The 23,001-nt window shown below is 71.0% G+C and carries 19 protein-coding genes and 1 pseudogene; 6 read left to right on the plus strand and 14 right to left on the minus strand.

What is annotated here, in order from left to right:
* Positions 1-10 precede the first annotated feature (10 nt).
* The 9 genes from B0W88_RS08990 to B0W88_RS09030 are packed head-to-tail and all read right to left on the minus strand — an operon-like array spanning position 11 to position 7,876.
* On the minus strand, positions 11-298 hold the full coding sequence (locus B0W88_RS08990) for a hypothetical protein (protein ID WP_077034326.1): 288 nt from the start codon (positions 296-298) through the stop codon (positions 11-13).
* A gap of 44 nt (positions 299-342) precedes the next feature.
* Complete coding sequence (locus tag B0W88_RS08995) at positions 343-1,776, minus strand: catalase (RefSeq protein WP_077034327.1); 1,434 nt, start codon at positions 1,774-1,776, stop codon at positions 343-345.
* 3 nt (positions 1,777-1,779) lie between these two features.
* Positions 1,780-2,601 carry an alpha/beta fold hydrolase gene (locus tag B0W88_RS09000; protein WP_077034328.1) on the minus strand — a complete coding sequence of 274 codons (822 nt, stop codon included), beginning with the start codon at positions 2,599-2,601 and terminating at the stop codon, positions 1,780-1,782.
* A 34-nt stretch (positions 2,602-2,635) separates the two neighbouring features.
* Positions 2,636-3,181, minus strand: coding sequence for a cytochrome P460 family protein (locus tag B0W88_RS34390; protein WP_077034329.1), 546 nt, complete (start codon positions 3,179-3,181; stop codon positions 2,636-2,638).
* Positions 3,162-4,601 (minus strand): aldehyde dehydrogenase family protein, encoded by a 1,440-nt coding sequence (locus B0W88_RS09010; RefSeq protein WP_077034330.1) that lies wholly within the window; start codon positions 4,599-4,601, stop codon positions 3,162-3,164. The genes B0W88_RS34390 and B0W88_RS09010 overlap by 20 nt, the downstream gene beginning before the upstream one ends.
* On the minus strand, positions 4,588-5,526 hold the full coding sequence (locus tag B0W88_RS09015) for an alpha/beta hydrolase (RefSeq protein WP_077034346.1): 939 nt from the start codon (positions 5,524-5,526) through the stop codon (positions 4,588-4,590). The genes B0W88_RS09010 and B0W88_RS09015 overlap by 14 nt, the downstream gene beginning before the upstream one ends.
* Before the next feature lie 39 nt (positions 5,527-5,565).
* A complete protein-coding gene (locus tag B0W88_RS09020; protein ID WP_369973862.1) occupies positions 5,566-6,015 on the minus strand; it encodes an organic hydroperoxide resistance protein in 450 nt (149 codons plus the stop codon).
* A 23-nt stretch (positions 6,016-6,038) separates the two neighbouring features.
* On the minus strand, positions 6,039-7,046 hold the full coding sequence (locus B0W88_RS09025) for an alpha/beta fold hydrolase (RefSeq protein WP_077034332.1): 1,008 nt from the start codon (positions 7,044-7,046) through the stop codon (positions 6,039-6,041).
* Between the two features lie 32 nt (positions 7,047-7,078).
* Positions 7,079-7,876: an alpha/beta fold hydrolase gene (locus B0W88_RS09030; protein ID WP_077034333.1), complete on the minus strand. Its 798-nt coding sequence runs from the start codon at positions 7,874-7,876 to the stop codon at positions 7,079-7,081.
* Positions 7,877-8,036: 160 nt separating this feature from the next.
* On the opposite strand from B0W88_RS09030, the gene B0W88_RS09035 reads away from it, so the two are divergent.
* The 5 genes from B0W88_RS09035 to B0W88_RS09055 are packed head-to-tail and all read left to right on the plus strand — an operon-like array spanning position 8,037 to position 13,970.
* Entirely contained in the window at positions 8,037-8,696 is a 660-nt protein-coding gene (locus B0W88_RS09035) for a TetR family transcriptional regulator (protein ID WP_077034334.1), read from the plus strand.
* Positions 8,693-9,526 carry a xanthine dehydrogenase family protein subunit M gene (locus B0W88_RS09040; protein WP_077034335.1) on the plus strand — a complete coding sequence of 278 codons (834 nt, stop codon included), beginning with the start codon at positions 8,693-8,695 and terminating at the stop codon, positions 9,524-9,526. Before B0W88_RS09035 ends, B0W88_RS09040 begins: the two co-directional genes overlap by 4 nt.
* Positions 9,523-12,282: a molybdopterin cofactor-binding domain-containing protein gene (locus B0W88_RS09045; RefSeq protein WP_077034336.1), complete on the plus strand. Its 2,760-nt coding sequence runs from the start codon at positions 9,523-9,525 to the stop codon at positions 12,280-12,282. The genes B0W88_RS09040 and B0W88_RS09045 overlap by 4 nt, the downstream gene beginning before the upstream one ends.
* Positions 12,283-12,294: 12 nt before the next feature.
* Positions 12,295-12,486: a DUF3311 domain-containing protein gene (locus tag B0W88_RS09050; protein ID WP_083748670.1), complete on the plus strand. Its 192-nt coding sequence runs from the start codon at positions 12,295-12,297 to the stop codon at positions 12,484-12,486.
* Positions 12,483-13,970 (plus strand): sodium:solute symporter, encoded by a 1,488-nt coding sequence (locus B0W88_RS09055; protein WP_077034338.1) that lies wholly within the window; start codon positions 12,483-12,485, stop codon positions 13,968-13,970. The genes B0W88_RS09050 and B0W88_RS09055 overlap by 4 nt, the downstream gene beginning before the upstream one ends.
* 9 nt (positions 13,971-13,979) lie before the next feature.
* Here B0W88_RS09055 and B0W88_RS09060 read toward each other — a convergent pair whose 3' ends face one another.
* From B0W88_RS09060 to B0W88_RS09080, 4 genes are all read right to left on the minus strand, one after another.
* Entirely contained in the window at positions 13,980-14,372 is a 393-nt protein-coding gene (locus tag B0W88_RS09060; protein ID WP_077034339.1) for a response regulator transcription factor, read from the minus strand.
* 11 nt (positions 14,373-14,383) lie between these two features.
* Positions 14,384-15,061: a response regulator transcription factor gene (locus B0W88_RS09065; RefSeq protein WP_077034340.1), complete on the minus strand. Its 678-nt coding sequence runs from the start codon at positions 15,059-15,061 to the stop codon at positions 14,384-14,386.
* Between the two features lie 251 nt (positions 15,062-15,312).
* Positions 15,313-15,966 (minus strand): hypothetical protein, encoded by a 654-nt coding sequence (locus B0W88_RS09075; protein ID WP_144006682.1) that lies wholly within the window; start codon positions 15,964-15,966, stop codon positions 15,313-15,315.
* Positions 15,967-16,187: 221 nt separating this feature from the next.
* The gene (locus B0W88_RS09080; protein WP_077034343.1) at positions 16,188-21,284 is read right to left on the minus strand and encodes a trifunctional serine/threonine-protein kinase/ATP-binding protein/sensor histidine kinase; all 5,097 of its coding nucleotides are present in this window, start codon (positions 21,282-21,284) and stop codon (positions 16,188-16,190) included.
* A gap of 201 nt (positions 21,285-21,485) precedes the next feature.
* Here B0W88_RS09080 and B0W88_RS09085 point away from each other — a divergent pair, with 201 nt between their 5' ends.
* The gene (locus tag B0W88_RS09085) at positions 21,486-22,850 is read left to right on the plus strand and encodes an epoxide hydrolase family protein (protein WP_077034344.1); all 1,365 of its coding nucleotides are present in this window, start codon (positions 21,486-21,488) and stop codon (positions 22,848-22,850) included.
* A 9-nt stretch (positions 22,851-22,859) separates the two neighbouring features.
* Here the strand turns inward: B0W88_RS09085 and B0W88_RS09090 are convergent.
* Positions 22,860-23,001: pseudogene (locus B0W88_RS09090) on the minus strand (S-(hydroxymethyl)glutathione dehydrogenase); the annotation flags it as partial.

A 23,001-nucleotide genomic window follows, 5' to 3' on the forward strand; every position in this document is an offset into this window, starting at 1 on the left:
TGCAGGCCGATCAGAGCGAAACGGCTTGCGCCGCACTCGCGCGGCGCAGCGTTCCCGGGATTCCCGAGCGGTACACCGCCCGCACCAGCGCCAGGCCTTCGTTGAAGCCGAGCAATTCGAAGGGCACGCGCACCGTGTGCCGGAGCTCGTCCTCGCAGACGCCGACCACGAAGCAGTCAGCCCCCCGCACGCAGTCGATGCAGGCCCGGGGCCAGATCAGGCCGAAGACGTAGCGAACCGTGGACTCGCACACTCGCGGGTCGGCCGCGACGAGCAGGCCATCGAAGAAGCTGAACATGGACACCTCCTTGTCCTGGGAATCGTCAGGGGCCGGGCCGGGGGCTAGTCCGCGAGCAGGGCCGCGGCGACGCCGGCCCCGTAACGCGGATCGGCGCGCCGGCAGTTCTCGACGTGGCGCTGCCGGATCTCCTCGCCGGCGCCGCGCAGGCTGCGCGCGGTGTTCTCGAACAGGCGCTGCTGCTGGTCCGCACTCATCAGGCGGAACAGGCGGCCGGGCTGGCTGTAGTAGTCCTCGTCCTCGCGGTGGTCCCAGTGGCTGGCCGTACCCTCCAGCGCCAGCGGCGGTGCATCGGGACGCTGCCGCGCCTGCCAGTGGCCGGCGCTGCTGGGCGCATAGCCCGGTGTGCCGCCCTGGTTTCCGTCCACGCGCATCGCGCCGTCCCGGTGGAACATGTGGACGGGGCAGCGCGGCGCATTGACCGGGATCTGCTGGAAGTTGACGCCGAGCCGGTAGCGCAGCGCGTCCCCGTAGCTGAAGAGCCGGGCCTGCAGCATCCGGTCGGGCGAGAAGCTGATGCCGGGCACGACATGGGCCGGCGAGAAGGCGGCCTGCTCCACCTCGGCGAAGTAGTTGGCCGGGTTCTCGTTGAGCTCGAGGACGCCGACCTCCTGCAGCGGGTAGTCCGCATGCGGCCAGACCTTGGTGAGGTCGAAGGGGTTGAACGGGCAGGCCTTCGCCTGCGCTTGCGACATCAGCTGGACATGCAGCGTCCAGCGCGGGAAGTCGCCGCGCTCGATGGCCTCGTACAGGTCCCGCTGCGCGCTTTCGCGATCCCGCCCGATCAGGGCCTCGGCCTGCGCATCGCTGAGGTTGCGGATGCCCTGGCCGCTGCGCAGGTGGAACTTGACCCAGTGGCGCTCGCCGGCCGCGTTGACGAAGCTGAAGGTATGGCTGCCGAAGCCATGCATGTACCGGTAGCCGTCGGGGATGCCGCGATCGCTCATCACGATGGTCACCTGGTGCAGGGCCTCGGGCAGCAGGGTCCAGAAGTCCCAGTTGTTGCGGGCGCTGCGCATATGGGTGCGGGGGTCGCGCTTCACCGCATGGTTGAGGTCGGGGAAGCGCAGCGGATCGCGCATGAAGAAGACCGGCGTGTTGTTCCCGACGAGGTCCCAGTTGCCTTCCTCGGTATAGAACTTCACGGCGAAGCCACGGATGTCACGCTCGGCGTCCGCGGCGCCGCGCTCGCCGGCGACGGTCGAGAAGCGGACGAAGGTCCGCGTCTGCTGGCCAATCCGCGAGAACAGCCTGGCCGCGGTGAAGCGCGTGATGTCCTGGGTGACCGTGAACGTGCCGTAGGCGCCGGAGCCCTTCGCGTGCATGCGGCGTTCGGGAATCACCTCCCGGTCGAAGTGGGCCAGCTTCTCGAGCAGCCAGATGTCCTGCAGCAGTGCCGGGCCGCGGGGGCCGGCGGTCTGGATGTCGAGGTCGTCCGCCACCGGCGCCCCGTTGGCATGGGTCATGTAGCGCGTCATGGCTCATTCCTCGATGAAGGCCAGCAGTTCGGCGTTGAGCCGCTGCTTGTGCGTGGCGGCCAGGCCGTGCGGTCCGCCGTCGTAGATGCTGAGCCGGCCCTGCGGCACCAGCCGGACGGCCAGCTCGGCCGCATGCTGGATCGGCACGATCTGGTCGTCGTCCCCATGGATGAACAGCGTGGGGATGTCGATCGCCTTCAGGTCGGCGGTGAAGTCCGTCTCCGAGAACTGCCGGATGCAGTCGTGCTGGCTCTTCAGCGAGCCTTGCATGCCCTGCAGCCAGAAGGCGTCGCGCATGCCTTGCGTGACCTGCGAGCCCGGGCGGTTGGCACCGAAAAACGGGACCGTGAGGTCCTTGTAGAACTGGGAGCGATCGGCCTCGACGCCCGCCCGGATGCCGTCGAACACTTCCGGGGGCAGGCCGTCCGGATAGGCCTCCGAGCGCATCATCGTCGGCGGGACGGCGCCGACCAGCACCGCCTTGGCAACGCGCGCGCTGCCATGGCGGCCCAGGTAGCGCGCCACCTCGCCGCCGCCCGTCGAATGGCCGACCAGCACGACCTCGCGCAGGTCCAGCGCGGACAGCAGAGCGGCCAGGTCGTCGGCGTAGGTGTCCATGTCGTTGCCCTGCCAGGGCTGGTGCGAGCGGCCGTGGCCCCGGCGGTCGTGGGCGATGACGCGGTAGCCCCGCTGGGCCAGGAACATCATCTGGTCCTCCCAGGCATCGCTGCTCAGGGGCCAGCCGTGCGAGAAGACGACGGGCTGGCCGTGCCCCCAGTCCTTGTAGAAGAGGGACGTGCCGTCGGAAGTGGTGATCGTGCTCATGAATGAGGTTGTCCTTGTTGATGCGGGGCGCCGGTCAGGGCGCGAGGCGGGTGAAGACGTAGTCGCGGTCCTTGACCAGCGCGGCGTGGCAGGCGAAGCAGGTCTGGTGCTGGGCGAGGTCGGCGGGCTTGCCGTCGACGAAGCGGCCGAAGCCCCAGCCGCCGGTCGCCGCGTAGCGCCGCGAGTCCTTGACCATGACCTGCACGGTGGTCGGCGAGCCGGGCACCAGCGCGGTGGCGAACTCGGGCGACTGCACGTGCTTCCAGGCCAGCTTGACGAGCACGGTGCCGTCGGGAAACGGCGGCCCGCCCTTGCGGTAGGCGGTGATCGCCGTGGCATTGCCCAGCACCGCCCGCAGCTCGTTCAGGTCGCCGGCCTCCAGCGCAGGCGCCACGAGCTGCCATTGCCGATAGCCCTGGGGCACGGTCACGCCGTAGAGGGGCGAAGCCTGGACGGCCTCGGCCTGCCTCTTCGGCTCGGCGCCATCGGCCTTCAGCGGCCCGGCGATCACGGCCGCGACGGCCGCGACGAGGACCGACACCAGGCCCAGGCGCACGGCGTCACGATGCAGATCGTTCATTTGGCGGCTCCATGATGATCTTGGTTTCGAGGAAGGACTCCAGGCCCTGCACGCCGTACTCGCGGCCCACGCCGGACTGCTTGAAGCCGCCGAAGGGGGCCAGCGGGTCGTGCTGCATGCCGTTGATGGCCACGCGGCCGACCTGCAGGCGGCGCGCGATCGCATCGGCCCGCGCCGGGTCGGACGAGAACACATAGCCGTGCAGCCCGTAGGGCGTGTCGTTCGCGATCTGCACGGCCTCGTCCTCGCTGCGGTACGCGAGGATGCAGAGCACCGGGCCGAAGATCTCCTCCCGGGCGATCTCCATGTCGTTCCTGACATCGGCGAAGACGGTGGGCCTCACGAAGAAGCCCCTGGCGAGGCCGTCGGGCCGGCCGGGCCCGCCGACGAGCAGCGTCGCCCCCTCCTCCACGCCGCGGCGGATGTAGCGCTGCACGCGCTCGAAATGGCCCGCGCTGACCATCGGCCCGATCTGCGTCCGCGGGTCCGCCGGATCGCCGACCGCCATCTGCCCGACGGCCGATCTCACGCGCGCCAGCACCTCCGCCAGCAGGGCCTGCGGCACCAGCAGGCGTGTACCGGCGATGCAGGCCTGGCCGCTGTTCTGGAAGGCCGCGACGATGGCGCCCGGGATGGCCGTGTCGAGATCGGCGTCGTCGAGCAGCAGGGTCGGGGACTTGCCACCCAGCCCGAGGCTCACCCGCTTGACGCTCTCGTTGGCCATGGCCGCGATCGCCTTGCCGGTCGCGGTGGAGCCGGTGAAGGAGATCCTGGCCACGCCCGGATGCGTGCAGAGCACGCCGCCGAGCACCGAGCCCCGGCCATGGACCATGTTGACGACGCCCGGCGGCAAGCCGGCGTCGTGGATCGCACGGGCGACGATGTCGCTCTGGAGCGCGCTCAGCTCGCTGGGCTTGATGATCGTCGTGCAGCCCGCCGCGAGGGCCATGGCCAGCTTGCCGCAGATGCTGCCCGCGGCGCTGTTCCATGGCGTGATCAGCGTGGAGACGCCGACCGGCTCCATCACCAGCCGCGAGCGGCCCGCGATGCGCTCGAACTCGTAGTCCCGCAGCGTGGCGGCCGCGTCGAGGAAGGTCTGCGCCGCGACGCGCGACACCCAGGTCGAGCGGGCGAGCGGCCCGCCGTATTCCTCGATCGTGGCATCCCGCAACTCCGCGGAGCGCGCCATGACGCTGGCATGCAGGCGCTCGAGCAGGTCCAGGCGCTCGGCCCTGCCGGTGGCCGCGAATGCCGGCGCGGCGGCTGTCGCCGCGAGCACGGCCTGCACGGCATCCGTCTCGTCGCCGAGCACGACCTCACCGATGGCATCGCCCGTGGTCGGGCTGACCAGCTCCATCCGCTCCTGCCCGTGGGGGCGGACGAAGCGGCCGTCGACATAGGCCCGGTCAATGCTGTACATGGGCCTCTCCGGTGCCGAGCGCAAGCCCGAAGAACTCGACCAGCCGCGCCACGGCGAGCGCCAGCGCGGCGGACTCGTCGTAGAGGCCCACATGGGATGCGCCCTCGACCACGAACAGCTCCTTCGGCTGCAGCGCGCGCGAGACGGCCTCCTCGGCCATCCAGCGCGTCACGGCCTCGGAGCCGACGATCATCAGCAGGGGCCTGGGCGCGATCAGGTCCACGAAGCTGAACGCATCGAACCAGGCGATGGCGCCGACGCTCTGCCAGGCGAAGGCACGCGCGGCATTCGGGTGCTGGCCGCGCACGGTGCTGTAGTAGGCCCAGCCTTCGTGCACATGGGCACCGCCCTGGAGGGCCGTCTCCTCGTCCGGAGGAAAGAGCGGCAGCGCGCCCTGCGCCAGGCCGAAGGCCACCGCAGTGCGGGCCACCGCGGCCTGCGACAGCAGGGCCTGCAGGACGGCGGGATCCTGCCGCCCGTCCGCCCCTGCCCGGAACTGCGTCCCGATATCGACGGGGCTGACGGCCGCCACGGCGCGGATGCGGTGGTCCGTGGCCGCGGCCGGCATGCAGTAGCCGCCCGAGGCGCAGATGCCGAGCACGCCGACGGAGGCCACGCCGGCGATGCTCTGGGTCAGCAGGAAGGAGACCGCGTCCTTGAACTCCTCGACGCGGCGGGCGGGATCCTCCACGCCGCGCGGCTGCCCCTCGCTCTCGCCCTGCGTGGCGGTGTCGAAGGTCAGCGTGATGAACCCCGCCTCCGCCAGCCGGCCGGCATAGAGCGCCGCGGTCTGCTCCTTGACGCCCGCGGCAGGATGGCCCACCACGATGGCCGGGCGCCGCGTCCCGCCCGCGCCCTCGGGCACGCGGAGGACGCCGGCCAGGCGGAGCCCGGCACTCTCGATGGTCACTTTGACTTGCTTCATGTCGATGAACTCCTGAGCCGGCATGGCGGCCGCTTGATCTCAGGCGACGGTGAACGCGACTTCGATATTGCCGCGCGTCGCCTGCGAGTACGGGCAGAGCTGGTGCGCGCCGTCCACCAGCGCCCACTGCTGCTGCTCGCTCAGGCCCGGGAGGATGACGTGCAGCTTCGCGCTCAGCGCGAAGCCGCCATCGGCCGCCAGGCCCAGCGAGACCTCGGCCTGGATCGAGGCGTCGTCGGGCACGCGCACGCCGTCCGGCGTCTTCACCCGACGCATCGCGCCCATGAAGCAGGCGGAGTAGCCCACGGCGAACAGCTGCTCGGGATTGGTCCCGGTGCCGTTGGAGCCGGGCGTGCTCAGGCGGACGTCGAGGGCGCCGTCGCTGGAGACGCCGGAGCCTTCGCGGCCGCCGGTGGTGACGGTCGAGGCGGTGTAGAGCACCTTGTCGATGATGCGGATCATGTGGAGTCCTTGGATGTGGTCGGGCATGAAGGGGTCAGGTCTTGCCGGGTTCACCAGCGGCTGACGTCGACGATCGCCTGGGCGAAGGCCTCGGGGGCCTCCTGCGGCAGGTTGTGCCCGATGCCCCCGCCGAGATTGCGGTGCTCGTACCTGCCGGTGAAGCGCGAGGCATAGGCCGCCGGCGCGGGATGCGGTGCGCCGTTGGCGTCGCCCTCGAGCGTGATCGAAGGCAGCGCGACCGACTGCACCTTGGCCAGCCTGGCCTCCAGCGCGTCGTACTGCGGATCACCCTCGGCCGCGCCGACGCGCCAGCGGTAGTTGTGGATGACGATGGCGACCTGGTCGGGGTTCACCAGGCTCTCGGCGCAGCGGTCGAAGGTGGCATCGTCGACGTTCCACTTCGGCGATGCCTGGCGCCAGATGAAGCGTGCGAAGGCCTTCAGGTTCTTCTCGTAGCCGATGCGGCCGCGCTCGGTGGCGAAGTAGTACTGGTACCACCAGCTGAACTCGTCGGCCGGCTGCAGCGGCGTCAGCACGGTCGCGGGGTTGAGAACCAGGAAGCCGCTGACCGAGACGAGCGCCTGGCAGCGCTCGGGCCACAGCGCGGAGACCACGCAGGCATTGCGCGCGCCCCAGTCGCAGCCGGCCATGATCGCCTTGCGGATGCCCAGCGCGTCCATCAGGGCGATGGTGTCGGCGGCCAGCGCCGTCTGCTGGCCGGACCGCAGGGTCGATGCCGAGAGGAAGCGTGTGCTGCCATAGCCGCGCAGATGCGGGACGATGACCCGGAAGCCCTGCGCAGCCAGGCGGGGGGCCACCTGCTCGTAGGTGTGGATGTCGTAGGGCCAGCCGTGGAACAGCATGACGGGCGGGCCGTCGCGCGGGCCCAGATCGACATAGCCCACGTCCAGCAGGCCCGCCCGGATCTGGCGGATGGGGCCGAAGGCTTCGCCCGGGACCAGGGCGCTCGCGCGGCCCGCCAGGCCGGACAGGGCGACGCCCGCGCTGCCGGCCGCGGCCAGCGAGAGGAAGGAACGGCGGTTGGTTTCGATGGTCATGATGGTGTGCAGTGGGTTGGGGATGGCGGCGCTCAGCGTTCGGCGCGCGAGGCGGCCTCGATCAGCGCGGCGACCTCATGGGCATGGCTGACCATCGGCACGTGCGAGGCATGCGCGACGACCACGGCCGCCTTGGCGTGGGCCCGCTCGGCCATCCAGGCCATCGCGGCGGGCGGGATGTTCCTGTCGTCCGAGCCGTAGATGAAGTAGGACGGAATGGCCTTCCATGCGGAGCCGCCGCTGGGCTCCTGGAGCGCACCCTCGGCGATCGGGCGCTGGCCCACGGCCATCAGGCGCGCCGCCTTGGCGTTCACGTCGGCGGCGAACTGCGCGCGGAACCTGTCCTGCTCGATGTAGAGATCCACGCCGCCCTCCGGCGCCGGGACCGGGGCGGCCAGGGCATCGCCCAGCGTGCTGCCCGGGAACTTGCCGGCAAGCGCCGCCACGGACTCGCCGCTCTCGGGAGCGAAGGCCGAGACGAAGACCAGCGCCTTGATGCGGTCCTTGCCCAGCGCCGCGTTGCTGATGACGGAGCCGCCGTAGGAATGGCCGACCAGGACGATCGGACCGGGGATGCGGTCCAGGATGCTGGCCGTGTAGCGCGCATCGCCGGACAGGCTGCGCAGCGGATTGGCGATCGCGACGACCGGATAGCCCTTGTCGCGCAGTTCGCCGATGACGCCGTTCCAGCTCGACGCATCGGCGAAGGCGCCGTGGACCAGCACGATGGTGGGCTTGTCGGCTGCCGCCGTCTCCTTGGCGAAGGAAGGCAGGGTTGCGGTGGCGGCAAGCAGTGAGAACGCGATGGCGCGGATGAAGCGGTAGGTCATGAAGAGCCTCTCTGTGGTGGATGTCCGCCATCAGACCAGCGTCATGGGCCCGGGGAAATTGAACGCTCGGCTCCGCGGCTCATACCAAGGTTTGACCCGCGAGGTGTGTATGATTTGGCCGTTCATGTAGCGTTTGCTACATGCAGAGCACCGCACCGAGATGACCCAGACCAAGCAGATCAGAGCCGTGCGCGGCACCGGCGTCCGCGAAGCCGCCGCGCAGTCCACGCGCGACGGCATCCTGCGCGCGGCGACCAAGGTGTTCGCCCGCTACGGCTACGACGGCGGCAGCGTCGAGAAGATCTCCCGCCTGGCGAAGTCCTACGACCGGATGATCTACTACTACTTCGGCAACAAGGAGGGCCTGTTCATCGCGGTGCTGGAGGGCATCTACCAGCGCATGGACGAGGCCGAGGCCCGGTTCGCGCCGGACGCCAGCGATCCGGTGGAGGCGCTGAAGACGGCCATCCGTTTCAGGCTGGACTACTACCGGCGCCATCCGGATTTCGTCACGCTGCTCAACACCGAGAACCTCCACAAGGGCAAGCACGTGTCCAAGTCGCCGAGGGCGCCGGAGTTCTCCTCGCATGCGGTCAACCTCATCGCCAGGATCCTCGCGAGCGGCGCGAGCCAGGGCCTGTTCCGCAGCGATCTCCGGCCCCGCGACCTCTACCTGCTGATCGTCTCCACCGCCTACTTCCATACCTCCAACCGCTACACGATGTCGGCCTTCCTCGGCGAGTCGCTGGACAGCCCCGAGGCGGTCGCCCAGTGGGAGGCCTTCGTCATCGACAGCGTGTTGCGAGTCGTCAAGGCATGAACTACTTCCGAGCCCCTCATCTCGACAGCGCGCTGGAGCAGCTGGCGCGCCGGCCGCTGCGCATCGTCTGCGGCGCGACGGACTGCTATGCCGAGCCGGGGGCGCCCTCGGAGCGGGCCGACTGGCTGGACATCAGCCGCATCGACACGCTGCGCGGCATCTCGCGGCAGGGCGACGAGTTGCGCATCGGCGCGGCCACGTCATGGGATGCCATCGACCGGTCCGAACGGCTGCCCGCGTCGCTGCGCGAGGCGGCCCGCAGCATCGGCTCGCTGCAGATCCGCCTGCAGGGCACGATCGGCGGCAACCTGTGCCACGCCTCGCCGGTCGCCGATGGCGTGCCCGCGCTACTGTCGCTCGGCGCCAGCGTCGAGCTGGCCAGCCTGGGCGGCGTGCGCCGGCTGCCGCTGGAACAGTTTCTCCTCGGTCGCCGATCGACCGCGCTGAGGCCCGACGAGATCCTGTGCGCCGTGCTCTTCGATGCATCCGTGGCGGACCAGCCCTCGGCCTTCGTCAAGCTCGCCAACCGCGACGGCACGGCGCTTGCTGTGGTGTCGGCGGCGGTCCTGCTGCGCTGGCAGCCGCAGGGCGTGCTGGCCCAGGCGCTGGTGGCCGTCGGCGGCGCCTCGGAGGTGCCGGTGCGGCTGCGCTCGCTGGAGGCCGCCATGGAGGGCCTGCGCGCCGGGGAACTGCCGAACGCCGCTCAGGCGGCGACGCTCGGGGAACTGGCGCCGATCGACGACTGCCGCGGCAGCGCGGCCCAGCGCCTCGGACAGGCGCGCGTGGCGATCCGGCGCGCGCTCGCGCGATGCATGGAGGACGGGGCATGAGGGAGCCTATGGGGAACGAAGGCACATGGATCGAAGTCAACGGGCAGCGCCACGACGCTCCCGGCGACCTGTCCGCGCGGGCCATCGACTTCCTGCGTGACGGGCTCGGCCTCACCGGCACCAAGCTCGGATGCGGCCAGGGCGACTGCGGCAGCTGCACCATCCTGGTGGACGGCGCACCGCGCTATGCCTGCATCCTGCCCGCCGGGCAGCTGACCGGCCGGCGCGTGCTGACCATCGAGGGCCTCGCGTCCGCCAGCCCGTGCGGCAGCAGGCTGCAGGAGGCCTTCCTGGCCCACCAGGCCGTGCAGTGCGGCTTCTGCATCCCCGGCATGCTGATGGCCTCCGCCGCGGCGATCGACGCGGGCCGCGTGGCCGACCGCGCCAGCGCAGCGGCCGCGATCGACGGCGTGCTGTGCCGCTGCACCGGCTACCGCAAGATCGTCGATGCGGTCACCGAGGTCGGCACCGGCGCGGCGCCGCGCCGCCCCTGCCCGGCCATCCCCGGCGGGCCGGAGGTCGGGCGGCCGGTCACCCGCCTGGACGGCCGGGGCAAGGTGGACGGCAGCCAGCGTTTCGGCGCCGACGGCTTCCCGCCCGACAGCCTCCACCTGCGCGCCGTGCGCTGTCCCCATCCCCGCGCCCGCTTCGCCTTCGGCGACCTCGATCGCTTCGTGCGGGAGCACCCGGGCGTGCAACGGGTGCTCACCCACGCCGACGTGCCCGGCGAGAACGTCCACGGCGTCGCGACACCCTACGCCGACCAGCCGGTGCTGCCGGCGCAGGAGGCGCGGCATCATCTCGAGGCGGTGGCGCTGATCGCCGGCGAGCGCGACGCGCTGCTGGCGCTCGACATGGCGGCATTCCCGGTGTCCTGGCAGCCGCTGCCCGCGCTGGCCGACATCGCCGGCGCCACCGCACCGGGCAGCCCGCTGCTGCACGAGCACCGTCCCGGCAATCTGCTGATCCAGGGCCAGGTCGTGCGCGGCGACGCAGCGGCTGCGATCGCGGATGCGGCGCATGTCGTCAGCGCCTCCTTCCAGTCCAGCTTCGTCGAGCACGCCTATATCGAGCCGGAAGCCGGCTGGGCGCGGCGCGTCGGCGACACGGTCGAGGTCCATTCGACGACGCAGTCCCCGCATCCGCACCGGGCCGACCTGGCGCGCATCCTTGGCGTCCCGAAGGAGCAGGTGCGCGTGGTCCCGACCGCCGTCGGCGGCGGCTTCGGCGGCAAGCTGGACCTGACCGTGCAGCCCCTGCTCGCGATCGCCGCCTGGCACCTGGACCGACCGGTCGCCATGGTGCTGACGCGCGAGGAATCGATGGCCACGTCGACCAAGCGGCACCCGGGCCACCTGGTCTCGACGATGGCCGCCGACGCCGCCGGGCGCATCCTCGCCGTGGCCTTCGAGGGCGACTACAACACCGGCGCCTATGCGTCCTGGGGCACGGCCGTCGCGAACCGGGTGCCGGTGCATGCGGGCGGCCCCTACCGCATCCCGCACTACGCCGCCCGCGCCCGCGCCGTGCACACCCACATCACCCCGGCCGGCGCCTTCCGCGGCTTCGGCGTGCCGCAGACGATGATGCTGCAGGAACAGCTCGTCGACGCCCTGGCGCGCCAGGCGGGCATCGATGCGCTCGAGTTCCGCATCCTCAATGCGCTGAGGCCCGGCGACAGCATCCCGACCGGCCAGGTGCTGGCCGACAGCGTCGGCCTGCTCGCCTGCCTGGAGGCGCTGCGGCCGGCCTGGCAGGCCGCGAAGGCGCTCGTGCAGCAGCGCAACGGCGCGGCGCCCGGCGCGCTGCGCCATGGCGTCGGCCTGGCGGCCTTCTTCTACGGCATCGGGAACACCGCGCTGACGAATCCGTCGACGGTGCGCATCGGCCTGCGCGCCGACGGCAGCCTGGTGCTGCACCAGGGCGCCGTCGATGCGGGCCAGGGCTCCAACACGGTCATTCCGCAGATCGCCGCGGACGCGCTGGGCGTGCCCCTGGCCCGGCTGCAGATCGTCGGCCCCGACACGCAGCTGACGCCCGACTGCGGCCGCACCTCGGCCTCGCGCCAGACCTTCGTCACCGGCCGCGCCGCCTTCCTCGCCGGCCAGGCGCTGCTCGGCCGGATCAGGCGCCTGGCCGAGGCCGCCGACGACGCGCCGGTGGCGTTCGGCGCAGGCTGGGTCAGCGCCGGCGGGGCGCGGCTGGAGCTGGCCGGCCTGCCCGTCGATGCTCGGGGTTATGTGATCGCCGCGGAGGAGAGCTTCGACCCGCCGACCACCTCGCTGGATGCAGAAGGCCAGGGCGTGCCCTACGCCGCCTACGCCTTCGGCGCCCAGGTCGCCGAGGTGGAGGTCGACGGCGAGACCGGCCGCGTGCGCGTGCGCCGGGTCACCGCGGCCCACGACGTGGGCCGCGTGGTGAACCCGACCCTGCTCGAAGGCCAGATCGAAGGCGCGGTCGCGCAGGGCGTCGGCATGGCGCTGATGGAGAAGTACCATCCCGGCCTTCACAACAACCTGCACGACTACCTGATCCCCACGGTGCACGACATGCCGGAAGTAGCCACCCTCTTCATCGAGAGCCCCACGCCGCTCGGCCCCTATGGCGCCAAGGGCATCGGCGAGCCCGCGCTGGTCCCCACGGCGGCGGCCATCCTCAACGGCATCCACGACGCCATCGGCGCGCGCCTGTGGGAGGCCCCGGCTGCGCCCGAAGCGGTGCTGCGCGCGCTGGCCGCCCGCGGCACGCCCGCCTGACGATCCATGCGCATGCATCGCTGGCTGGCGCTCGTGCCCTTCGCCTTCACGCTGGGTGGCGTCCTGGTCGCCAACCGGGTCCGGCCCTTCGTGTTCGGCCTGCCCTTCTTCCTGGCCTGGACGATTGCCGGGGTGGCGCTCAGCGCCATCGTGATGGCCTGCGTATACCGCCTGGATCCGGACAACCGCAGCGACGAACCATGAACATCGCATCGATCGTCATCCTGCTGCCGATGGCGCTGGCCGTGTTCCTCGGCTTCCGCGCCCGGCGCGGCGTCAAGATGGACCTGCGGCAGTGGAGCGTCGGCGGAGGCGGCTTCTCGGCGCTGCTGGTGTTCGTCCTCATGGCCGGCGAGCTCTACACGACCTTCACCTTCCTCGGCGCCAGCGGCTTCGCCTACGGAGAGGGCGGCCCGGCGCTGTACATCATCAACTACACCTGCCTGGCCTTCGTGGCGTCCTACTGGCTGCTGCCGCCGATCTGGCGCTTCGCGCGTGCCCACGGCGCGCTGACGCAAGCGGAGGTCTTCGCGAAGGCCTACGGCAGCCCGGCGCTGGGGCTGGTCGTGTCCGTCGTGGCGCTGGTGGCCCTGCTGCCCTACCTGATCGTGCAGCTCAAGGGCCTGGGCATCATCGTCCAGCTGACGTCCTACGGGGCGCTGCCGCCGACGACCGCGATCTGGATCGGCGCCGCGGTGATGTCCACCTACGTGATGGTCTCGGGCATGCACGGCTCGGCGCTCACCGCGGTCGTCAAGGACGCGCTGGTGCTGGCCGTGTGCGTGTTCCTCGGCATCTACCTGCCCGTGCACTACTACGGCGGGATCACGTCGATGTTCGAGCAGCTCGAGGCCGCCCGCCCGGGCTTCCTCTCGCTGCCCGAGACGGGACGCAACCCCGTCTGGTACGTCTCGACGATCCTGGTGTCGAGCCTGGGCATGTACCTGTGGCCGCACGCGTTCAGCGCGGTCTTCACCGCGAAGTCCGAGCGCAGCTTCCGCAAGAACGCGATGGTGATGCCGCTGTATGCGCTGGTGATGCTGTTCGCGATGTTCGCGGGCTATGCCGCGGTGCTGCAGGTGCCGGGTCTTGCCGGCGGCCAGGTCGACCTGGCGCTGCTCAAGCTGTCCATCCAGACCTTCGATCCGTGGTTCGTCGGCGCGATCGGGGCCGCCGGCATGCTGACGGCGCTGGTGCCGGGCTCGATCATGCTGATCTCGGCCTCCACGCTGCTGGCCCGCAATCTCTACCGGCCGCTGCGTCCCGGCTGCTCGGAGGCCCACCTCGCCAGGGTGGCACGCCTGTCCTCGCCGCTGCTCACGCTGCTGGCCGTGGCGCTGACCCTGGGGGGCAGCCCCAGCATCGTGTCGCTGCTGCTGGTGGGCTTCAGCTTCGTGACCCAGCTCGCGCCCTCGCTGCTGGCCGCCTTGCTCGGCCGGCCCCATGCCAACCGCTTCGGCGCCATCGCCGGCATCGCGGCGGGCAGCGGCTTCGTGGCGGCCACGCTGATCTCCGGCGCGAGCACCCGCACGCTGCTGCCGGGCGCCCCGGGCTGGCTCCATGACGTCAACGTCGGCGTCATCGGCCTGGCGCTGAACTGCGTGGTGATGACGGCCGTGAGCCGCCTGACCCGCACCCGCAGCCGTCCGGGATCGCTGGGTCCGGCCATGGCGCCGATGGCCTCCTGAGGTCCCGGCTCACAGCCTGCGGGCCTCCGAGATGGCCTGGTGCACCCAGGCCTCCAGTTCACCGGCATCGATGGGCTTGTCGATGACGCACAGGGCGCCCTGGCGCATGGCCCGCTCGCGCACGCCCTGCGATGCCAGCGCCGTGATGAACACCGTGGGCACGGTCAGGCCTTCGCCCCGCATGCGGGCCAGCAGCGCGATGCCGTCCAGGTCGTCCAGGCCGATGTCGCAGATCAGGCAGTCGGTGCTGCCGGCCACGTCGGCCGCCAGGAAGTCGCGAGCCGAGGCGAAGGCCTTGGCCTGCCACCCGAAGGACCGGACCAGGCTGCTGGCGGCGGTCAGGACGAAGGGGTCGTCATCGACGATGGAGACGACGATGCGGGCGGCAGGGTCGGACTTCACAGGACGATGCCTCAGACAACGCGCCGGACGACATCCAGCGCCTGCATCTTCAGCACCAGGTCGGCCACCGAGCGGGAACGCATCTTCCGCATGCCCTGGCCGCGGTGGATCTTGGCCGTGATCTCGGCGATGCCCATGTCGCCAGCGATCTGCTTGTTCATGCGCCCGGCCGCCACATGGCCGAGCACCTCGCGCTCGCGCGGCGTCAGTTCGGCCCAGCACGAACGCAGCTCGTCCAGCGAGCGTTCGGCCGCGAGGCGGCGCGCATCGGCATCGAGCGCCCCGATGACCGCGTCGATCATCTCCTGCTGCCGGAACGGCTTCTCCAGGAAGTCCCGCGCCCCGGCCTTCATGGCCTGCACGGTCATCGCGACATCGCCGTGCCCGGTCATGATGATGACCGGCAGGTGCGCCAGCCCGCGCCGGGCCAGCGACTGCTGGAAGGCCAGGCCGCTCTCCCCGCGCAGGCGCACGTCCAGCACCAGGCATGCGGGCCCGCTCACCTTCGGGGCCAGCAGGAACTCCTCGGCCGAACCGAAGGTGCGCACGTCCAGTTGCATCGATCTCAGCAGCCCCTGCAGCGAGGTGCGGATCAGCTCCTCGTCATCGACGACATAGACGGTACGGAGTTCAGGGGGACTCGGCGGGGTCCGGCCGGACAGGCCCGAGGATGATGAGAGCGACGGCATAGCGATGGACTGGCGAAGGCGTGATTGTCACGGTAGCAGAAGGGGTCTGCGCCGGCGCGGCGCCTATACGAAGGGATAGGGTCAGGCGCAGCGAGGACACGGCGATCCGGAACACCCCGGCGGCCCCACCGCCGGGCAGGACGCTGAAGGCCAGAGCCAGCGCGAAGGCCGCGCTGGCCGCCAGCACCCCGTCCAGGAAGGCACGGATGTAGCTCCTCGGTGGCATCGCCCGCGTCCCCTGCCCTGGCCCGTCAGCCCGGCTGCGCGCCGTCCTTGCGCAGCTGCTGGACCACCTGCTGGTAGCGCCCGTTCGCGCGCAGCGCCTGGTAGCGGGCGCGCGCGGCCTCCTCCGCCGCAAAGACGCCGGCCGGATGACCGTCGGCCCGGTCGAAGTCGGCCAGGCCGGACTCCCGGTAGATCAGCAGGTCGGCCTCCACCTCGGCGCGGGTCAGGGGCCGCTCCGACATGGCGCCCGGCATGCTCAGCGCCTCGTAGCGGGTCCGGGCCGCCAGCAGGGCCGGCGTCTCCTCGGGCGCGTCGTCGGCCAGCAGTTCCTCCCTCGCCAGGCCGGAGGCCTGGTACAGCGCCAGGTCGGCCTGGACCTGCTGGCGCGTCAGGGGCTGATCTGCCGCCGGGTTGCCCGGGATGTGGCGCAAGGCCAGATAGCGCGCCCGCGCGGCCGCCCATTCGGCGGAGCCGACACGGGACTGCGAGTCGTCGCGCTCGATCTCGGCCAGGCCCGACTTCTGGTAGGCCTCTTGGTCCTGGATCACCTCGGCGCGGGTCACCGCCGGCTCCGCCCATGCGACGGAGACCAGCGCGCCCGTCAGGGCCGAAGCCATCGTCACGGTCAGCAGGATGTTCGGCAGCAGGCGGAAAGGTTGGAACGATTGCAGCTTGTTCATGGTCATCAACTCCTTGGGTCTGAGATGCCCGGCGGGAAGGATTCGCCGCCGGTACGCGGCAGGTGGCGCTTCGATTCATGCCAGCCGTGTCCGCGATGGAGTTGATGGGACCAGAGGCGCCGTCCGCGCCCAATCAGACGAAGTGGGGCGCGCCCTCATACGCCGGTTTGCGCCGTGGCCAACCGCTGGATGGGCGCATGTCTGCGCGTACGCCAGTTCAGTCATACACCCGGCAGGATCCCTGGAACCGATGGTTCCGCGCCAGGAAGCTCGAGCACCGCGCGGGTACCGCCTTCGGCCCTGGCATGGAACGCCAGCACGCCGCCATGCGCATCCACGATCGACTTGCAGATGGTCAGCCCCATGCCCATGCCGCTCGACTTCGTGGTGAAGAAGGGCTCGAACAGGCGCCGGGCCGCCTCGGCGGAAAGACCGGCGCCGCCGTCCTCGACCGCGATGGACACCGCGCCTGCCGCGCTCCCCGACCAGCACAGCCGCAGGTGCCGGGTGTCGGGCGCCTGGCCGGCCATCGCCTCGGCTCCGTTCATCAGCAGGTTGATGACCACCTGCTGCAACTGGACCCGGTCCGCGCGCACCCGGCATGGGCGCTCGGGCGCTTCGCTGCGAAGGGAGACACCCTGCTCCGCCAGCGGCCCGGCCACGAGGCTGACGCATTCGGCCAGGGCCTCGCGGAGATCGATGTCCGCGAACTGGGGTTCGGTCTTGCGGGCCATCGAGCGCAGGCTCTGGATGATGCTCTTGGCGCGCTTCGCGCTCAGGCTCACGTGGGAGATCATGGCCTGGGCTTCGCCGATCTCGGGCACTTCCCGGTCGAGCCAGCGGCCCGCCGCGCTCGCGGAGGTATCGATGGCCGTGAGCGGCTGCCCGATCTCGTGCACGATGGACGCCACCAGCTCGCCCATCGCCTGGAGCCGGCTCGAACGCGCCAGCTCGGCCAGGGCGGCGCGCAGCCGCTCGTCGGTCTGCATCTGCAGCACGTGCTGGTCCGACAGCTCCTGGTAGAGCCGCGTGTTCTCCAGCGCAAAGGACGCCTGCGTCGCGATGACCTCCAGCAGCCTGGCCCTGGCCGCCGTGAAGACCTGCGGCGCCAGCTTGTTCTCGACATAGAGCACGCCGATGAAGCGGGCATAGCGCATCATCGGCACGCCGAGCATCGAACGCGGCCGGGCGCGCTTCACGTAGTCGTCATGCGCCAGCGAGGGCTCGTCCCGGGCATCCCCGACCTGGACCGGCGCCTCCGTCCTGGCCACGGTCAGCAGGGTGGAGACCGGCAGCAGCTCCGCGGTCAGCGGGGTCGGCCCGTGCCTCACCTCGATGCCGCCATGCCCCGCGCTGGCGCTGGCGAGGACCTGCCAGGCGCCCCCTTGCAGCACGGCCAGCGCGCCGAAGTCGGCACCGCTGCTTTCCAGCGAGGTGCGCATGGCCGTCTCGACGACGCGGCTGAGCACGATGTCGCTGGCCAGCGAGTTCGAGATCCGCAGCACCGCATGGACATCGAGCTGCTGAAGGAGCTGGCTTGCCGGCGCGGGCTGGTCCGGCGCGAGCACATGGGCATGGGCCTGCTGCAGTTGCCGCACCTTCGCGGCCGCGCCCAGCCGCTGCCACGCGCCCAGGGCGTGCCGGAGATAGGCGCGGTGTTCGATGTCACGCCCGAGCCCCGCGTAGAAGCCCGCGGCCAGTTCCGCGGCCAGCGCCTCGACCTGCCGCAGGTCCTGCTCGCGCGCCCGGGCCACGGCGCTGGCGTAGAGCTGCTGCGCGTCGGCGGCCTGCCCCTGCGCGCGCGCCAGCTCCGCGCGGACCAGGGCCAGCCGCGCGCCGAAGTTCTCGGTGCAGGCGGCGTCCCACGATGCCAGCAAGGCGATGTTCGCCGCGACCACGGCCTCCTCCTCCCGGCTGCGATGCGCCTGGGCGAGCAGGGCCAGGCTGCCGTAGTACGGCAGCTCGGCGAACTCGGCGAAGGAGCGGCCCGCCATCCGGCAGGCCTCCGCGCGGCGCCGCGCCTCCAGCGCCCCGGGCAGGCGGCCGAAGAGCAGGTCGAGCTGGAGCCGGTAGACCCAGTAGGCCAGGTCCACGAGCGTGGCGGGCGCGCCGTCCTGCGGCTCGGGCATCGACTCCTGCATCGCGCCGCCGTCCTGCAACTCGCCGATCAGCATCTTCTGCGCGAGCAGCGCGTCGACCACCAGCTGGAAGCCGGCATCCCGCGCGCGCAGCAAGGCGCCGTCGACCGTCCGGCGGATGTCGCCCAGGAACTCTCCGGCGAACAGCATGCCGGTGGCCTGGTTCCTGCCGCAGTACAGCGCGAAGGTGTGGTCGCCCACCTGCGTCGCGATCTCGAAGGCACGCTCCAGATGCGCCCGGGCGGATCGCGCCGGCTCCGCCCAGGGGACGACGAAGGTGCCATAGGTATGGAACACGCGCGCCCGGTACTTGCCGAGGCCGCGTTCGTTCACGAGGTGCAGGGCCAGTTCGCCGAAGGCCTTCGAGCTGGCGTAGTCGCCGTAGCGCACGCCGAAGATCTGGTTCAGGCAGACATAGCCGTTGGGCGAGGCATCCGAGTGGCCGTGCTCGATCGCGAGGTTGGTCAGCCGCAGCAGCATCAGGTCGACCAGGTTCTGGTCGGTGTACATGGCGGGCGGCAGCAGCTCGGAGAAGATGTCGGTGATCGAGCGGCGCAGCGGATCGGCATCGATCGGGATGTCGCGCATGGCCTGCACGCCGTGCCGCTCCAGCCATTGGCTCAGGCGCGCATGTTCGGCGTCCACCTCGGCCACGCTCGGATGCCGCGGGATCTCGATGCCGGCGTTGGCAAGGAAGCGGATACCGATCTCCAGCGCGCGGTCGAAATCGCCGCGCGTGGTGTAGAGCGCCGCGCGCAGGCGGGCGACGGCCGCGCCGAACAGCACGTCCCCGGCCTCGCTCTGCAAGGCGGCCAGGCGCGCCTCGGCGGCATCCAGCGCGCCCGTCATGAACTCGGCCTCGCCGCACTGCAGCGTCGCCTCCCTGGCGCCATCGGCATCGAGCACGCTCTCGAAATACGCGAGTGCCGCATGGAAGAAGATCAACGCCGAATGGTGGGCCGCCGCCGCCTTGGCCTGGCGGCCCGCAGCAAGGTTGACGCGCGCGAAGCTGCGGCGCTCCTCGGCTTGCGTGACCGCCGGCTCGGCCAGCCTGGCCTGCGTCGCGATGGCGTAGGCCAGGGCCGGCGTCCCGCGCCGCTCGATCAGCAGCCGCGCGATGCGAAGGTGCAGGCCGGCCCGCTCGCGCCCGGACAGGGACTCGCAGGCCACGTCCCGCACGTTGTCGTGCGTGAAGACCAGATCGCCGTCATCGAGACGGACCAGCCCCGACGCGACGGCAGGCGCCATCTGGTCGGCGGCGCCGGCGTCGGTCCAGCCGCTCGCCGCGGCGACGAGCCACAGCGCACAGCGATCGCCGGCAGCAGCGACGATCCGCAGCGCGGCCTGCGTGGGTTCGGGCAACTCGCGCAGGTCATGGACCAGCAACTCCTTCACGCTGAGCCGCGCCGGATGCCGCACGATCTGCTGCAGGTCCCATGTCCAGCAGGACGCTCCGGTCTCGTGGCGGATCAGCCCTTCCCCGACCAGGCGGTTCAGCAACCGCTTCAGGAAGAACGGGTTGCGTCCCGTCCAGGCGTCGAGCAGGCCCGCCAGTTCGTCTAGCCCGCCGTCCGTCCGTGCAAACATCCTGCCGATCAGGTTCCGCGTCTCCTGGCCGCTCAGGGGCGCCAGCGCGATGCAGGTCGTCCTCGACGCATCGAGGCCGGCTACCGGGCCTGCCTGCGCGAGGGCACCGGACTCGGGCGGGCGCAGCGAGCCCAGCACCAGCAGCGGCGCATCGGCATGGTCCTGGGACAGCCGCCCGATCACCTGCAGCGTCTCCACATCGGCCCACTGGAGGTCATCGAGGACCAGGATCAGCGGCCGGTCGTCGCGCGCGAAGCAGGCGCACAGCTTCGCCATGGCGCCCAGCACGATCTCGCGCTCCAGGCCCAGCGAGCCCTCCACGAGGCCCGGCTCCATCGCCGGCGCCGGGGGGGCCAGGTCCAGGATCGCACCCAGACCGGGCAGCAGGCCCGCCAGCTTGTCGGCGACCACGCCGGCCGCCTGCGACAGCCGCTCCCGCCACGCCGCGAACTCCCGGTCCGCGCTGCCCAGCACGATCCTGAGCAGGGGCTCGAGCGCCTGGGCCATGGTCTCGAACGGCGCGCCGTTGCCCGCCATCGCGCCCTTGGCCGAGGCGACGAGCACGGGGCCCTGCCTGCCCATCCGCGAAGCGGCCTCGTGCAGCAGGGTCGACTTGCCCAGGCCAGGCGGCCCCGACACGAGGCCGATGCGCAGGCCCCGGCCGGTAGCCACCGCACGAAAGGCGTCGAGCAGTTGCTGCAGTTCCGGCTCCCGGCCGACAAAGCCCGCGGCATCGTCGGGCCCGGCGCCGGCCTCCAGCGTGAACTCCGCAATGGCGCCGTGTCGCCCCAGCAGTTCCTCGCAGGCGCGCAGGTCGGCGCAGAGTGCCTGCGCGCTCGCATAGCGCTGGCCCGGCTCCTTCGCCATCAGGCGGAGCACGATCCGGGACAGCTGGCGCGGCACGTCGGGCCGCATTTCGTGCGGCAGTGGCGGCGGGCTCGTGGCGTGAGCATGCAGGCGGGCGGAAACATCACTGCCGGCGAAGGGCGCCGCGCCGGTCAGCAGTTCATAGAAGATGCAGCCCAGGGCGTACAGGTCGGCGCGTGCGTCGACACCGGCCTCCGTGCGCCCGCCGAGTTCGGGCGCCATGTAGTCGATGGCCCGGGGCTCCCAGTCCGGTTCCTCGTCCGCCTCGGACGCCGATCCGGCGGCAGATGCCGCGCAGCAGAAGCCGGTCAGGCGCGCCACGCGCGCGGCAGGGTCGACCAGGATGCGATCCAGGGTCAGCGACCGGTGGAGTACCTGGGCCGCATGCATCTTCGACACCGCCGTGGCCGCGAGAAGGGCGTCCGAGAGGAACTGCCGCGGCTCGAAGGGCTGGCCCTGGCGGCCATTCAGCAGCGCGCCGCCCGGATCCTTCAGGACCAGCACGGCGCCATCGCCGTAGGGCAGGAGCGCCACGGGCACGACGGCCCAGGCGTCGTCCAGCGCCGCGCGGAACTCGAACTCGCGCCGGAGCGCGGCGGGCCTGGACGGCGCCTGCGGGTTGCGTCCCGCGATCAGGACGGGGTCCCCGTTCTCATCGAGGGCCCGGTTCAGGCGTGCGCCCAGTGGATGCAATTCGGAGCGGAATATGACGGCTTGGCTCAGCATGTTTCATGTAGGGAATACTACATGAATGAAATCATAGCGATCGTTCCCGCGTCACGCAAGCGACAGCCCGTTTCCGTCTCAAACCTTGGTAGGTGGTGTACGCCCGAAGGTCGTATGGGCAGGTGGCCGCAGCCCTGGTGTCATGCACGGGCCCCGATCTCCGGGCCAACCCGTTCCGTTCAGACATGCAAGCGAGTCGACATGCCCAACAAGCCCAATCCCGCACCCCTCTCCACGCCCCTGCTCCGCCGCGCGCTTCAGTGCCTCGCGATCGCGGCCTCGGCAAGCCTGGCCGCCCTGCCCGGAGCGTCTCGGGCTGAGGGCCCAGGCACCGTCACCTGGACGGGGCCGACCGGCGCCACGCTGGCCGACGGCTCTGCCGGCACGGACGCCATCCGGCCGTTCCGGATCGAGGTGCCCGACAAGGACCTGCTGGAGATGCAGAGACGAATCCGGGCCACGCGCTGGCCGGACCGGGAGACGGTCCGCGACACCTCGCAGGGGGTGCAGCTGGCGACGCTGCAGGCCCTGATGGCCTACTGGGGCTCCACCTACGACTGGCGCAAGACCGAGACCAGGCTCAATGCCCTGCCGCAGTTCGTCACGACCATCGACGGCGTGGACATCCAGTTCATCCACGTCCGCTCGAAGCACCCGAACGCGATGCCGCTGATCCTGACGCACGGATGGCCGGGCTCGCCGCTGGAGTTCCTGAAGGCCATCGGTCCGCTGACGGATCCCGTGGCCCACGGCGGCCGGGCCGAGGACGCCTTCGACGTCGTGATTCCCGCGATCCCGGGCTATGGCTTCTCGGGTCGGCCCGGCGACCTCGGCTGGGGCCCGGAGCGGATCGCGCGGGCCTGGGACACGCTGATGCACCGCCTGGGCTACGAGCACTACGTCGCCCAGGGCGGCGACCATGGCTCGGTCATCTCCGACGCCTTGGGCGTGCTCAAGCCGAACGGCCTGCGCGGCATCCATGTGAACATGCCGCCGACGGTCCCGGCGGAGCTGGTCGGGGGCATCTTCTCGGGCGCTCCGGCGCCGTCGAGCCTGGCAGCCGATGAGCGCGGCGCCTACGAGACCCTGAGCCGCTTCTTCGCGCGCAACGCCGCCTACGGCGCCCTGATGGTCACGCGGCCGCAGACGATCGGCTACGGGCTGTGCGATTCCCCTGTTGAACTCGCCGCCTTCATGTACGAGAAGATCGCGGAATGGACCGACAGCGCCGGCAAACCGGAAAGCGTGCTGAGCCGCGACGAGATCCTGGACGACATCACGCTCTACTGGCTGACCGACACCGGCGCATCCTCCTCACGGTTCTACTGGGAGAACAACAACAACAATTTCAGCGCCTCGCACCAGAAGACCGCGCGGATCGGCGTGCCGGTCGCCGTCACCGTCTTTCCGGGCGAGATCTATCGCGCCCCCAGGACATGGACCCGCAAGGCCTATCCAACGCTGTACTACTTCAGCGAAGTGGACAAGGGCGGCCACTTCGCAGCCTGGGAGCAGCCGCAGCTCTTTGCAGAGGAGCTCCGGGCAGCCTTCAGGCCGCTTCGCTGACGAGGGGCATCAAAACATCACGACCGTGCGGATCGACTCGCCGGCCTTCATCAGCTCGAAGCCCTCGTTGATCCGCTCCAGCGGCAGCTTGTGCGTGATCAGGTCGTCGATGTTGAGCTTGCCGTCCATGTACCAGTCGACGATCTTGGGC

This window comes from Pelomonas sp. KK5, assembly GCF_001984095.1.
Lineage (GTDB): Bacteria > Pseudomonadota > Gammaproteobacteria > Burkholderiales > Burkholderiaceae_C > KK5.